The following is a 13,906-nucleotide window of genomic DNA, read 5'->3' on the forward strand; positions in this document are numbered from 1 at the left end:
CAGGTGCCTGGCATGAACCCTTCGCCGTCCGCTTCTTCCCTGCCCCCTGCGCCGGCCTCGCCGCCGGCCCGCCATTTCGCGCTGATCCCCGCCGCCGGCGTGGGCGCGCGCATGGGAGGCCAGATCCCCAAGCAATACCTGCCGCTGGCCGGCCAGCCGATGCTGTTGCATGCGCTGCAGCGCTTCGCTGCCCATGCGCGCATTGCGCATACCTTCGTGGTGGTCAGTGCCGAAGATGGCTGGATAGACGCCCTGATGACGCCGGCCCTGCGGCAACGCGTGAGCATCCTCCGTGTCGGCGGGCCGACGCGCCAGGACAGCGTTTTCAATGGCTTGAACGCCCTGCGCGAGCAGCTCGCCGATGCCGACTGGGTGCTGGTGCACGATGCCGCCCGTCCCGGAGTGGATGCAGCGCTGATCGACAGGCTGCTCGACGCCCTCGCCCAGGATGAGGTTGGCGGCCTGCTGGCCTTGCCGGTGGTGGACACACTCAAGCGCGGGGACGGCGCCTCCTCCCCGCGCTCGCAGCAGACCGTGCCACGCGCCGGCCTGTGGGCCGCACAGACACCGCAGATGTTCCCCTACGCCCTGCTGCACCGCGCCCTGCGCCAGGCCCAGGAGCAAGGCCGGCTGGGCGAGATCACCGATGACGCCAGCGCCATCGAAATGCTGGGCCTGCGTCCGCGCCTGGTTGAAGGCAGCCCTCGCAATCTCAAGGTCACGCTGGCGCAGGACGCCGCGCTGGCCGAATTCTTCCTGAAAGGTCCCCATCCATGAGCCACCCCATTGCCTTCCGTATCGGCCAGGGCTATGACTGTCACGTCCTGGTCGAAGGCCGTCCGCTGATCCTGGGCGGCGTCACCATCCCGCACCATAAGGGCCTGCTGGGCCACTCGGACGCCGACGCCCTGCTGCACGCCATCACCGACGCCCTCTTCGGCGCGGCCGCGCTGGGCGACATCGGCCGCCATTTCCCCGATACCGACCCGCAATTCAAGGGCGCCGATTCCCGCGTGCTGCTGCGCGAAGCCGGCAAACGCCTGGCGGCGGCGGGCTACCGGGTGGGCAATGTGGACGCCACCATCATCGCCCAGGCGCCCAAGATGGCCCCGCATATTGGCGCAATGGTGATCCACATTGCCGAAGACCTCGGAATTTCCCCTCAACAAGTCAACGTAAAGGCGAAAACCAACGAAAAAATGGGATTTTTGGGGCGAGAAGAAGGGATTGCCACCGAAGCAGTTGCACTCATCTACCGCCCAGATGAAGGAAATTAACGCGTAGGAAGTCGCCCGACAGCCCTGCGTAGGACAATGCCCGACACCCGCAAAGCCGCACCAGACAAGGGATTGCGGGCGGCTTTCTGCACCATCGGGCGGCATTGAGCGAAATCTAAAGCACCCGAAAAAGTCATTAAATATTTAAATTGAAGTTTCGTGCCGAAAATCTCTTGCATTCTCGATTTAATGAGTATAATCGTCGCGTCGTTAGGATTCGAGCTGGTAGTGCGGTCATCTCGCTGTCATTCCTCCCGAGTAACGATAAAGAGCCGGGCGCAAGCCCCAATCAATTAAATTTAGGAGTCCGTAATGGCAACTGGTACCGTCAAGTGGTTCAACGATGCAAAAGGTTTTGGTTTCATCACCCCCGATGAAGGCGGCGAAGATCTGTTCGCTCACTTCTCCGCTATTCAATCGAATGGCTTCAAGTCGCTGAAGGAAAACCAACGCGTTTCCTTCGAAGTGACCACCGGCCCGAAGGGCAAGCAAGCTTCGAACATCGTTCCGGCTGCTTAAGCTTTTCAAGCTAAAAAAAATCCCCGACCTGTCGGGGATTTTTTTCGTCTGCTGCTTTTGCAGTCCGCCCCGGCGCTACCATGAAAAATCCCCGCCCTCTTGCGAGCGGCGGGGATTTTCATTCCTGCTGAAGTGAATCTGGAATCTCGAATCTGAATCAGATTTCTTCGTACAGCGGCAGCGTCAGGAATTCGGCAAAGGTCTCGGAAGTGGACATCTCTTCGAAGATCTTGGCGGCGCGGTCATAGGTCGGGCCATCGCCTGCCACTTGCTTCACCTTGGCCAGCTCTTCCGGAATCATTGCACGGACCATGTCGGCCGTGACCTTGCGGCCATCTTCCAGATTGCCCTTGGCGCTGCGGATCCACTGCCACACCTGCGCACGGCTGATCTCGGCGGTGGCCGCGTCTTCCATCAGGTTGTGGATGGGCACGCAGCCATTGCCGGCCAGCCAGGCGCCCAGGTAGTGGATGCCGACGTTGATGTTGTAGCGCAGGCCAGCCTCGGTGATCGGCGTTTCCGGCTGGAAATTGAGCAGATCGGCGGCCTTCACGTCCACGTCCGGACGCTGCTTCTCGAACTGGTTGGGCTTGTCGCCCAGCACGGCGACGAATTCCTTCATGGACGCCTCGACCAGGCCCGGGTGCGCGACCCAACCGCCATCGTAGCCGTCGGTAGCATCACGGCGCTTGTCGTTGATGATGCCTTGCATGGCGATGGCGTTCTTTTCCGGATCGTTCTTGATCGGGATCAGCGCGCTCATACCGCCGATGGCCGGGGCGCCGCGCTTGTGGCAGGTCTTCAGCAGCAGCAGCGCGTAGGCGCGCATGAAGGGCGAGGTCATGGTGACCTTGGCGCGGTCGGCCAGGCAGAAGTCCTTGTCGTTCTTGAACTTCTTGATGCAGGAGAAGATGTAGTCCCAACGGCCAGCGTTCAGGCCCGCGCTGTGCTCGCGCAGCTCGTACAGGATCTCTTCCATCTCGAAGGCAGCGGTGATGGTTTCGATCAGCACGGTCGCCTTGATGGTGCCTTGCGGCAGGCCGATTTCATTCTGCGCCATCACGAAGATGTCATTCCACAGACGGGCTTCCAGGTGCGATTCCATCTTGGGCAGATAGAAGTACGGGCCAGCGCCGCGCGCCAGCTGTTCCTTGGCGTTGTGGAACAGGAACAGGGCGAAGTCGAAGATGCCGCCGGAGATACGCTTGCCATCCAGGGTCACGTGCTTCTCATCCAGGTGCCAGCCACGCGGGCGCACCACCAGGGTGGCGATCTTGTCGTTGAGCTTGTAGCTCTTGCCGTTCGATTCCAGCGAGATGGTGCGGCGGATCGCGTCATACAGGTTGATCTGGCCGCTGATCTGGTTATCCCACACCGGCGAGTTGGAATCCTCGAAGTCGGTCATGTAGCTGTCCGCACCCGAGTTGAAGGCATTGATGACCATCTTGCGCTCGACCGGGCCGGTGATTTCCACGCGGCGGCACTTCAGCGCTTCGGGGATGGGGGCGATCTTCCAGTCGCCGGTGCGGATGGATTCGGTTTCCTTCAGGAAGTCGGGGCGCTCGCCGGCGTCCAGGCGCTTGACGCGCTCGGCGCGGGCGGCCAGCAGTTCCTGGCGACGGCCTTCGAAGGCGCGCGAAAGCTTGGCGACCAGCGACAGGGCTTCAAAGGTCAGGATGTTCTCGTAACCCGGCTTGATGTCGCCGGAGATTTCCATGCCGGTGGGCAGCTTCAGTTGCGTCATGCTGGACTCCTCAAAAAGAAAGATGGACAGGTTGATCTTGTTTTCATGATTGTGCCTGAGTCGGTGCCGCTTTTTGCATCGCATCAGACACTTTATGTAAGCAGTATATTTAAACTAAATCGATATGAGTGAAAGCTTTTATCAATTTATCTTTGCGTTTTAGTCACAAGTGAGCCGATAATCTCCCTGCCCACCCAGCCAACACCGGTGCGGCTTTGCCGCCTATCTGGCGGCCTATCGAGGAGACCCGCATGGACCAGTTCAAGCAGATTTCGACCTTTGCCGAGGTAGCCGCCCGCGGCAGCCTCTCGGCGGCCGCCCGCGCCGAGGGCATCGCCCCGGCCATGATAGGCCGCCGACTGGACGCGCTGGAGGAACGCCTGGGCGTGAAGCTGTTGCAGCGGACCACCCGCAAGATCGTACTGACCAACGAGGGCGCGGCTTTCCTGGAAGACTGCCAGCGCATCCTGGCCGACCTGGAAGATGCCGAATCGGCCGTCTCCGAACGCAGCGCCCGCGCCAGCGGCCAGCTGCTGATCTCGGCCCCGGCCGGTTTCGGGCGTCAGCACGTGGCGCCGCTGCTGCCGTCCTTCCTCGCTGAACATCGGGATGTCACGCTCACGCTGAACCTGAACGATCGCATTGCCGACGTCATCGGTGAAGGCATCGACGTCGCCATCCGCATCGCCACGCTGACCGATTCCAACCTGGTGAGCGTGAAGCTGGCCGAGAATCATCGCGTCATCGTCGCCGCGCCCGCCTACCTGCGCCGTCATGGCACACCGCAAAGCCCTGATGAGCTGATGCGCCACAACTGCCTGGCCATGAGCAGCGAAGGCAGCCAACGCGGCTGGACGCTCAGGCAATCGGGCAAGGTCAGTGTCTACAAGGTGGGCGGCAACATGGTCTGCAATGATGGTGAAGTGCTGCACAACTGGGCGCTGGCCGGGCGCGGCCTGGCGTGGCGATCGATGTGGGAAGTCGGCGCGGCCATCGAGGCCGGGGAACTGGTGACGGTGCTGGACAAGTTCGCCGCCCCCGCCCCTTCCATCTACGCGGTGTTTGCGCAGCGGCGGCACCTGCCGCTGCGCATCAGGGCTTTCGTGGATTTCCTCCGGCATGCGTATGCGCAGCCGGATTATTGGAAGAAAACCGGCTGATCCCGCCCCCTACCAGCTCCCATAGGCAGCCACCACCCCACGCCAGAGCGCATCGCGTTCCTGCCCGAAGTGGGTGCCGCTGGCGTCACCGGCGGCATCCCTGCCCACGCCGGTATGCACCATCACCAGCTTGAGTTCAGGATCGACGAACACGGCCTGCCCATAGATGCCCAGCAAGGCAAAACGCCGATGGCTGCCGGGCATGATCCAGACCTGATAGCCATAACCAAAATAGGTACGACCATGGCTGTCCAGCATGACACCGGGCCGGAAAGCCGGCGGCTGCCGCGCGGGATCCGTCATCGCCAGCACATGCTCGCGAGCAATCACCTGCTGGCCGTTGGCAACGCCGTCATTAGCCAGCAACATGCCCAGGCGGGCATAGTCGTAGACGGTGGCGTTGAAACCGCCCTGCGCCAGCGCCTGCTGGTCCACTGGATTGAGCAGCCAGGTCGCCTCGGCGGCGGCGCCCATGGGCTGCCAGATCTGCTCGCCTATCCACTGGCACATATCCTGGCCGGTAGCGGCCTGCAATACCAGGCCCAGTACCGAAGTCTGGGCGCCGGCGTAATTGAAGCGTTCGCCTTCGGGCGCAGCCCGTTCGCTGATGCTTTGCACGGCCGCCAGCGTACCTTCGCGACGCAGCTTGCGCACGAAGATGGCGCGGTCATCGTTGGAGGTATAGTCTTCGGTGAAACGCGCGCCAGAGGCCATGCGCAACAGGTTCACCAGCTGGGTTCGGCCGTACAGCGTCCCCTTGAGGGCGGGCACATAGTCTTCGGCGTGGTCGTCCAGCGAGGCAATCTTGCCCAGCTCCAGCGCCTTGAGGATGCCCAGCGCCACTACCGTCTTGGCCATGGAATTGGAGAGCATGCGCATCTGCGGCGTGCGCCCGTAGTTGAAGCGCTGCGCCACGATGCGGCCATCCTTGACCACCACCACGGCCGTGGCGCGCTGGTGCGCCATGTAATCGTCCAGCGTCCAGCTGCCATTGCGATAACGGTAATGGATCGTGGTTTCCGGATCCGCCGCCGGTAGCGGCACCGGCTGTGCTGCCGGCGCTTGTCGGCAGGACGGCGCGATACTGTCCATCGCGCTGAAGGAACCCACCAGATAAGGCTGCTGATAGGCCTGCTGGAGATTGGCCCCCGCCGGATAACCGGCCTCGCGTCCCAGCACTTGCTCATCCGGCGCCGCCAGCGCCGCTGCGGCAGACGTGGCCAGCCATGCGCTGGCCAGCAGCATGCGCACGGACATCACTGCGGCAGGACCGGGCTCGATGGCGTCACGTCGATTTCGCGCCGCACCAGCGGCTCGCGCTCGCTGAGGCGGAATACGCTGACCATCTGCATGAGCCTGCCGGCCTGGGTCTGCATGGAAGCCGCTGCGGCGGCGGCCTCTTCGACCAGCGCTGCATTCTGCTGGGTGACCTGGTCCATCTGGGTGATGGCCAGATTGATCTGCTCGATGCCATGGGTCTGCTCGGTGCTGGCTGCGCTGATCTCGGCCACGATGTCGGTCACGCGGCGCACGCTGCTGACCACTTCCTGCATGGTGTTGCCGGCCTGCTCCACCAGCCGGCTGCCATCGTCGACCTTCCCCACTGAATCGTTGATCAGTTCCTTGATTTCCTTGGCGGCTGAGGCCGAACGTTGGGCCAGCGTGCGCACCTCGGAGGCCACCACGGCAAAGCCGCGGCCCTGCTCCCCGGCACGGGCTGCCTCGACGGCGGCGTTCAGCGCCAGGATATTGGTCTGGAAGGCAATGCCGTCAATGACGCTGATGATGTCGACGATCTTGCGCGAAGACGCATTGATTGCTCCCATGGTATCGACCACCTGGCTGACTACGCCGCCGCCCTGCTCGGCCACGGCCGAGGCGGAGTTGGCCAGCTGGCTGGCCTGGCGGGCGTTGTCGGCGTTCTGGCGCACGGTGGAAATCAGTTCTTCCATTGCCGAGGCCGTCTCTGCCAGCGAACTGGCCTGCTGCTCGGTGCGCGAGGACAGATCGAGGTTGCCCGCGGCGATCTCCGAGGACGCCGTGCTGATGGTATCGGTGCCGCTGCGCACATTGCTGACGATGCCGCGCAGGCTCTGGTTCATGTCCTTGAGCGATTGCAGCAGTTGGCCGGTCTCGTCGCGGCTGGTCACCGCGATCTCGCTGGAGAGGTCGCCCTCGGCCACGCAACGCGAGACGTCCACTGCCCGGTGCAGCGGCTTGGTGATGCCCAGCGTCAGGTAGCGCGCAAAGACGATGCCCAGCAGCAGGATCAGCCCTTCCAGCACCAGGATCAGGGTGCGGCTCTTGGCGGCGATGGCGTCGATTTCCCGGGCGGTGTCATCCATCTCCTTGCGCTGGAAGTCGACCAGCTTGCGCATGGTGTCCTGGTAGGCGGTGGCATTGGGAACGAAGACCTGGTCGAGGATGCGCATGGCTTCTTCGGTGTTGCCGGCGGCCTTGGCCTTGTTGATCTCGTCGCGCGAGGACAGGTAGAGCTTGCGCAACTCGCCGATCTTCTGGAACAGCGCCTTTTCTTCGGGCGTGCTCAGCAAGGCTTCGACCTGCTTCTGGTACTCGCCCGAGCTCTTGGACGAGGCCGCTACTTCGGCGGCGAAATACGGTCCCAGCGCCGGATCGCTGCTCTTGGCGATGGCGATGGTGCGGCGGATGCCGGCCACCAGGTTGGTGTACCAGTCGGCCATGAGGCGCTCGGTCTTGAGCGGTTCGGCCATCATCTCGCGGGTGGCTTGGGCGACATGGTCCAGTCGCCACAGGCCGATACCGGCGATGATGATGGAAAAAGTGAGAATGAGTGCAAAGCCTAGCGTCAGGCGTCTGCCGATGTTCATGTTTCCGATGATGTTCATGTGATCCCCGTCCCGGACAGGAGCGCATGGCGCATACAGCATGCACCGCCCCCCTGTTGATATTGTTTCATTGTTTTTTTGCTACTTCAGGAAAATCCTGACGTAGTCTGACACTATGGCACTTCACCAACGGGCAAACAACCGAACTAAGCGAAGAATAAAAGGCGATTGGCCGCTCTCTTCCGGATGTGGTCAAACCGGGGAGGGAAATGCGCTCAGCGGGTGGCCTGGCGCTCCTGCGCTGCACGAATGTCCATCATCGCGTCAGCAAAGCGGGCATCGGCCAGCAGGCCCACATTGAAGCGCGACCAGGGCTGGGTCTGTTCGGTATCGACATGGAAGATGCTGCCCGGCGCCAGCACGATCTGGCGCTGCATCAACCGCTGCGCGAGCCGCTTGGCGTCCTCGAACCAGGGAAACCTGGCCCACAGGTACATGGCCTGCTGGGGCGCGCAGAACAGTTCGGCGCCCAGCCCTTCCAGCTGGGCGCGCGCCTGTTCGGTGGCCTGGGCCAGGCGTTCGCGCAGGCGTGCGGTGTGGCGGCTGAAATGGCCGTCCGAGAGAATCACGTCCAGGGTGCGCTCGCAATACTCGGAGCTGCTCATGTGGACCAGCATCTTGATGTCGGCCAGGTCGCTGGCCAGGTCACGGTGACAGGCGATGAAGCCCACCCGCAACGCGGCCGAGACCGACTTGGAAAAGCTGCCGACGTAGACAGTGCGGCGCAACTGGTCCAGGGTGGCGATGCGTGGTGCGGTGGCGGGCTTGAAATCGGCAAAGGCATCGTTCTCGACGATGATGGCCTGATAACGGTCGGCCAGTTGCAGGATGCGGTGAGCCTTGTGGGGCGAGGTGTCGGAGGCGGTGGGATTGTGCGCCAGCGACTGGGTGAAGAACAGCGGCGGCTTGCCGGGCCTGTGCAGCTCGCGCTCCAGCACCGCCACGTCAGGGCCATCGGGCAGGCGCGGGATGCCGATGATGCGCGCGCCGGAAAGCTTGAGCTTCCCGTAGAGCATGTAATAGCCCGGCTCGTCGACCAGCACCCGGTCACCGGGCCGGATGAAATGCCGGATCACGATGTCCAGCGCCTGGTTGGCGCCATGGGTCAGCACGATCTGCCCGGTGCCGGCCTCGATGCCGTGCTGGGCCAGCTTGTGGACCAGGTGCTGGCGCAGCGGCAGGTAGCCGAACCGGCTGCCATAGCCAAACAGCGCGCCGATGCCGGTGCGCACCACCTTCTGGTGGAACTTGTCCAGCCGCACATCGTGCAGCCACTCCACCGGCGGAAAACCATCGCCCAGGCGCAACTGCCCGGGGTCGTGCTTCAACTGCTCGCGCATGAGCCAGACCACGTCCATGGCGCGGCTCAGGTTGCCCTCCTCATCTTCCTTGGGACGCGGCGGGGCGACGCAGACGAAGAAGCCCGCGCCTCGGCGCGGCTCGGCCAGTCCTAGGGCCGTGAGTTCATCGAAGACATTGACGATGGTGTTCTTGGCGCAGCCATGGCGCGCGGCCATCTCGCGGATCGATGGCAAGCGGCTGCCGGGGGCATAGACGCCCTCGGCAATCTGTCGGCGGATCAGTTGCACCAGCGTGCTGGTGAGCGTGGTGCTGGCCTCGGCCATGAGGGCGGTCTCCCTGGAGGATGCGGTTCTTGTTGCAATGCATACCAATTGTCCTGGGTACAGTTGTCTCACTGTTGGCCCCTACTGTACCCATGCGCCATGGTACACGCTTGCTATCCTGCCTGCGCCCTATCCACCCTGATTCGGAGAGACGAGCGCATGTCCCAAGATGTCCACGCTGGCGCCACGCCAGATTCCCGCCTGCCGGGCTTTCGTACCTACACCCCCGCCCAGCGCCTGGCCGAAGTCGGCCGCCTGGCCCAGCTCGACCAGGCCGAGCAAGCCCTGCTGGGGCAGCCCGGCGCACTACCCCTGGGCACCGCCGACGGCATGATCGAGAACGTGGTGGGCAGTTTCCAGCTACCGCTGGGCGTGGCCGGGTATTTCCAGTTGAACGGGCGCGACGTGCTGGTCCCCATGGCGGTCGAAGAGCCCTCCGTGGTTGCCGCCGCGTCCTTCATGGCCAAGCTGGTGCGCACCTGCGGCGGCTTCCAGACCTCCAGCAGCCTGCCCCTCATGCGCGCCCAGATCCAGCTGACCGGCATCAGCGATCCGCACGGTGCGCGCCTGGCCATCCTCAAGGAAAGGCAGGCCATCATCGACATCGCCAATAGTCGCGACCAGTTGCTCCAGCAGCTGGGTGGCGGTTGCCGCGACATCGAGGTGCAGGTCTTTCCCGACACCCGACGCGGCGCCATGGTGGTGACCCACCTGATCGTGGATGTGCGCGACGCCATGGGCGCCAATACCGTCAACACCATGGCCGAGGCAGTGGCCAGTCATATCGAACGGGTCACCGGCGGCAAGGTGCGCCTGCGCATCCTCTCCAACCTGGCCGACCTGCGGCTGGCGCGGGCCCGCGTGAAGGTCTCGGCCGACGTGCTGAGCACCGCGCAGTACCGTGGCGAGGAAGTCATCAACGGCATCGTGGACGCCTATGAACTGGCCGCCGTCGATCCCTATCGCGCCGCCACCCATAACAAGGGCATCATGAACGGCATCGATCCGGTCATCGTTGCCACCGGCAATGACTGGCGCGCGGTGGAAGCCGGGGCGCATGCCTATGCCTGCCGCCACGGGCGCTATACCTCGCTGACCCACTGGGAGATCGCCGCCGACGGCGACCTGGTGGGCACGCTGGAAATTCCCATGCCGGTAGGCCTGGTGGGCGGCGCCACCAAGACCCATCCCGCTGCACGGGTGGCGCTGAAGATCCTGGGGGTGCAGTCGGCCCAGGCGCTGGCGGAGGTGGCCGTGGCGGTGGGCCTGGCGCAGAACATGGCGGCCCTGCGCGCGCTGGCTACCGAAGGGATACAACGCGGCCACATGGCCCTGCATGCGCGCAACATTGCACTGGCGGCCGGCGCCGAGGCCAGCGAGATGGACTGGCTGGTGCAGCAGATGGTCGCGCGCCATGACGTGCGGGTGGATTACGCCAAGGCGCTGCTGGCCGAGCGTCGGCGCGGCTGAACTGGTTCTGCAGGTAGTCGGATATTGATCATGTGCCGCCCTGCGGCGGCCGATAGAAAAACGAGGAGACAAGCATATGAGCACATCGACCCCGCTGCGCCGCCTGGCGGCAGCCTGCGCCATCGCAGGTATTTTTTCGGGAGCGGCGCTGGCCCAGGTATCCAATGACGCGGTGCGCATCGGCTTCATCACCGACATGTCCGGCCCCTATGCCGACACCGACGGCCTGGGTGGCCTGGAAGCCATCCGTATGGCGGTGGCCGACTTCGGCGGCACGGTGCTGGGCAAACCCATCGAGGTGATCTCGGCCGACCACCAGAACAAGGCCGACATCGCCGCCACCCGGGCCCGCGAATGGGCTGACGAGCGCGGGCTGGACATGTTGATCGGCGGCGTCAATTCGGCCACGGCCCTGTCGATGAACAAGGTCATGGCCGAGAAGAAGCGCGTCTACATCAACATCGGCGCGGGTACCGCGCGGCTGACCAATGAAGAGTGCACGCCCTACACCGTGCATTATGAATACGACACCGTGGCCCTGGCCAAGGGGACGGCCAGTGCGGTGATCAAGCAGGGTGGCAAGTCCTGGTTCTTCCTGGTGGCCGACTATGCCTTCGGCCATTCGCTGGCCAACGATACCAGCGCCGTGGTCAAGGCCAGCGGCGGCACGGTAGTGGGCTCGATCAAGCATCCGCCGCAATCCTCGGACCTGTCGTCCTTCCTGCTGCAGGCGCAGGCGTCCAAGGCGCAGATCCTGGGACTGGCCAATGCCGGGGAAGACACGGTCAATTCGATCAAGGCCGCCAAGGAATTCGGCGTGACCAAGACCATGAAGCTGGTGGGCCTGCTGATGGTGATCAACGACATCCACGCGCTGGGCCTGGCCAATGCCGAGGGCCTGATGATGACCGACAGCTGGTACTGGGACAAGGACGAGCCTTCGCGCAAGTTCGCCGAGCGCTTCTTCCAGAAGATGAAGAAGATGCCCAGCACCCACCAGGCGGCGGCCTATTCGGCCACCACCACCTATCTGAAGGCAGTGCAGGCCATCGGCACCGATGATTCCACCAAGGTGATGGCGCAGTTGAAGAAGACCCGTATCGATGACTTCTACAACAAAGGCTCTATCCGCGCCGATGGCCGCAACATCCACGACATGTACCTCTACCAGGTGAAGTCGCCGGCCGAATCGAAGAAACCCTGGGATTACCTGAAATTGCTGGAAACCATCCCAGGTGAACAAGCCTTCACCAGCGTGGCGGATTCCAAATGTAGCCTGCTCAAGCAATAAGACCTTGACAGTGGCAGCGGGAGGGCACAACAAAGGCCCATATCGTCAGACCTGACCGTCTCTGCTCAGTTGGCTTGCATGGCTTGCCTTCTACCCGGCTTGCGCCTACTCTTGCACACCTGCCCATACGTGCTGTGCCGGCTTGCTGCGCCTGAGCCTGAAGGGCGGCACAATATCGGCCAACGTCAGCCGTCTGCCAGTAATAGCGCCCTGCCAGGCGCGTGGCTGCGAGCAAGCGGCCAGCCCAGCCACTCGCCAAGGAGTTCCTTTGAATCATCCCGCCACACCCAGCCTCTCGCCGCCCGTCCAGGGATTTACCCCCTACCAGAAAATCGTCACCGGCCTGCTGGCCTTCCTGCAATTTGCGGTCATTCTCGACTTCATGCTGATGTCGCCGCTGGGCGCGCTGATCATGCCGTCCATGCAGATCACGCCGCAGCAGTTCGGGCTGGTGGTGTCCGCCTACGCTTTCAGCGCCGGGGCATCGGGCTTGCTGACGGCGGGCTTTGCCGACCGTTTCGATCGCAAGCGGCTACTGCTGTTCTTCTATGGCGGCTTCGTGCTGGGCACCGTCTGGTGCGGCCTGGCGCAGAGTTTCGAGAGCCTGCTGTTGGCGCGCATCGTCACCGGGCTCTTCGGTGGGGTGATCGGCTCCATCACGCTGGCCATCGCCACCGACCTGTTCGCGCCACATCTGCGCGGTCGCGTCATGGGCGTGATCCAGACCTCGTTTGCGGCCAGTCAGGTGCTGGGCATTCCGATCGGACTCTATCTGTCGAACCGCTGGAACTGGCACGTTCCCTTCCTGGCCATGGCGGCGCTGGGTCTGGCCGGCGGACTGGTGGTGCTGGTGCGCATGCAGCCGGTGGATGGCCACCTCACGCTCAAGCAGGAGCACAGCGCCTGGATGCACCTGTATCACACGCTGGCCGAACCGCGCTACCTGACCGCCTTCGCCACGACGGCCCTGCTGATGACGGGCGGGTTCATGCTCATGCCCTTCAGCAGCGCCTACCTGGTGGGCAACCTGGGCATCGACATGGCGCACCTGCCGACGATCTACCTCGTCACCGGACTGTGCACCATCGCTTTCGGCCCGCTCATTGGTCGCGCCGCTGACAAGCTGGGCAAGCTGCGTGTCTTCCTCTTCGGCGCGGTGCTCTCGATCATCATGGTGCTGATCTACACCCACCTGGGACGGGTGACCGTACCCATGATCGTGGCGGTCAATGCGGTGCTGTTCCTGGGGATTTTCTCGCGCATGATTCCCTTCCAGGCGCTGGTGTCTTCGGTGCCGGCGGCCACCCAGCGCGGCTCCTTCAACGCCATCAGCGCATCCATCCAGCAGCTCTCCGGCGGGGTGGCGTCGGTCATTGCAGGCCATATCGTCACGCTGGCGCCCGATGGGCGGCTGGGGCATTTCGATATCGTCGGCTTTGTCATTGTCGGCACGACCTTGCTGGCGTCGGTGCTGGTGTGGCGGCTGCACCGCGACCTCCAGGCGCGGGAAAGCGCAGCCGCAACGCCAGCCTAGCCGGTGGAGGGCTTCTTCTCGCGGCCTACATAGCTGGCCAGGCTGCGGAGGATCTCCCGCCCCTGGAGATCGACGCGGCAATAATGGTCTACCAATTGCCGCACCTCCTCATCCGTTTCCATCACGCCAGGTTCGCCCTCCTCTCCCGTGAGCAGCCAGTTCAGGTCTACCGAGAATTCACGGTGCAACTGCAACAACAGCTCACCGCCTGGCATGGCCTTGCCGGCTTCCAGCCAGCTGATGTGACCGGTGGATGTATCAAGTCGCTGCCCCAGCTCACGCTGGCTCAGCCCGTTGGCCAGCCGCACCTCCTTGATGCGGCCGCCGATTTCCTCGCTGAACATGTCCTCTCCTTGAACCCGGCGGCTCTGCGGCGCCTGTTTCCCTGACGATGGCGCTGATGGCGCCATCGCATCCAT

Annotated in this window: 12 protein-coding genes; 7 read left to right on the forward strand and 5 right to left on the reverse strand. The window is 63.6% G+C overall.

Annotated elements, in window-relative coordinates:
* The first annotated feature begins 12 nt into the window (after positions 1–12).
* From ispD to ACP92_RS15160, 3 genes are all read left to right on the forward strand, one after another.
* Positions 13–777 carry a 2-C-methyl-D-erythritol 4-phosphate cytidylyltransferase gene (ispD, locus tag ACP92_RS15150; protein WP_013234983.1) on the forward strand — a complete coding sequence of 255 codons (765 nt, stop codon included), beginning with the start codon at positions 13–15 and terminating at the stop codon, positions 775–777.
* Complete coding sequence (gene ispF / locus ACP92_RS15155) at positions 774–1,277, forward strand: 2-C-methyl-D-erythritol 2,4-cyclodiphosphate synthase (protein ID WP_013234984.1); 504 nt, start codon at positions 774–776, stop codon at positions 1,275–1,277. Before ispD ends, ispF begins: the two co-directional genes overlap by 4 nt.
* A 312-nt stretch (positions 1,278–1,589) precedes the next feature.
* A complete protein-coding gene (locus ACP92_RS15160; protein ID WP_006464465.1) occupies positions 1,590–1,796 on the forward strand; it encodes a cold-shock protein in 207 nt (68 codons plus the stop codon).
* A 157-nt stretch (positions 1,797–1,953) separates the two neighbouring features.
* Here ACP92_RS15160 and aceB read toward each other — a convergent pair whose 3' ends face one another.
* A complete protein-coding gene (aceB, locus tag ACP92_RS15165) occupies positions 1,954–3,540 on the reverse strand; it encodes a malate synthase A (RefSeq protein WP_013234985.1) in 1,587 nt (528 codons plus the stop codon).
* Between the two features lie 251 nt (positions 3,541–3,791).
* Here aceB and ACP92_RS15170 point away from each other — a divergent pair, with 251 nt between their 5' ends.
* Entirely contained in the window at positions 3,792–4,700 is a 909-nt protein-coding gene (locus tag ACP92_RS15170; RefSeq protein ID WP_013234986.1) for a LysR family transcriptional regulator, read from the forward strand.
* Between the two features lie 9 nt (positions 4,701–4,709).
* Here the strand turns inward: ACP92_RS15170 and ACP92_RS15175 are convergent, their stop codons facing one another.
* From ACP92_RS15175 to ACP92_RS15185, 3 genes are all read right to left on the reverse strand, one after another.
* Positions 4,710–5,957 carry a serine hydrolase domain-containing protein gene (locus ACP92_RS15175; protein WP_013234987.1) on the reverse strand — a complete coding sequence of 416 codons (1,248 nt, stop codon included), beginning with the start codon at positions 5,955–5,957 and terminating at the stop codon, positions 4,710–4,712.
* A complete protein-coding gene (locus ACP92_RS15180; RefSeq protein WP_013234988.1) occupies positions 5,957–7,567 on the reverse strand; it encodes a methyl-accepting chemotaxis protein in 1,611 nt (536 codons plus the stop codon). The genes ACP92_RS15175 and ACP92_RS15180 overlap by 1 nt, the downstream gene beginning before the upstream one ends.
* Positions 7,568–7,782: 215 nt before the next feature.
* Positions 7,783–9,192 (reverse strand): aminotransferase-like domain-containing protein, encoded by a 1,410-nt coding sequence (locus tag ACP92_RS15185; protein ID WP_013234989.1) that lies wholly within the window; start codon positions 9,190–9,192, stop codon positions 7,783–7,785.
* A 99-nt stretch (positions 9,193–9,291) separates the two neighbouring features.
* Here ACP92_RS15185 and ACP92_RS15190 point away from each other — a divergent pair, with 99 nt between their 5' ends.
* From ACP92_RS15190 to ACP92_RS15200, 3 genes are all read left to right on the forward strand, one after another.
* A complete protein-coding gene (locus tag ACP92_RS15190) occupies positions 9,292–10,662 on the forward strand; it encodes a hydroxymethylglutaryl-CoA reductase, degradative (RefSeq protein ID WP_081441914.1) in 1,371 nt (456 codons plus the stop codon).
* Positions 10,663–10,738: 76 nt separating this feature from the next.
* The gene (locus ACP92_RS15195; protein WP_013234991.1) at positions 10,739–11,953 is read left to right on the forward strand and encodes an ABC transporter substrate-binding protein; all 1,215 of its coding nucleotides are present in this window, start codon (positions 10,739–10,741) and stop codon (positions 11,951–11,953) included.
* Between the two features lie 268 nt (positions 11,954–12,221).
* A complete protein-coding gene (locus tag ACP92_RS15200; protein ID WP_013234992.1) occupies positions 12,222–13,487 on the forward strand; it encodes an MFS transporter in 1,266 nt (421 codons plus the stop codon).
* On the opposite strand, the gene ACP92_RS15205 is transcribed toward ACP92_RS15200, so the two are convergent.
* On the reverse strand, positions 13,484–13,831 hold the full coding sequence (locus ACP92_RS15205; RefSeq protein ID WP_013234993.1) for a helix-turn-helix domain-containing protein: 348 nt from the start codon (positions 13,829–13,831) through the stop codon (positions 13,484–13,486). The genes ACP92_RS15200 and ACP92_RS15205 overlap by 4 nt on opposite strands.
* Positions 13,832–13,906: the final 75 nt, after the last annotated feature.

This window comes from Herbaspirillum seropedicae (genome assembly GCF_001040945.1).
In the GTDB taxonomy this organism is placed as follows: Bacteria; Pseudomonadota; Gammaproteobacteria; order Burkholderiales; family Burkholderiaceae_D; genus Herbaspirillum; species Herbaspirillum seropedicae.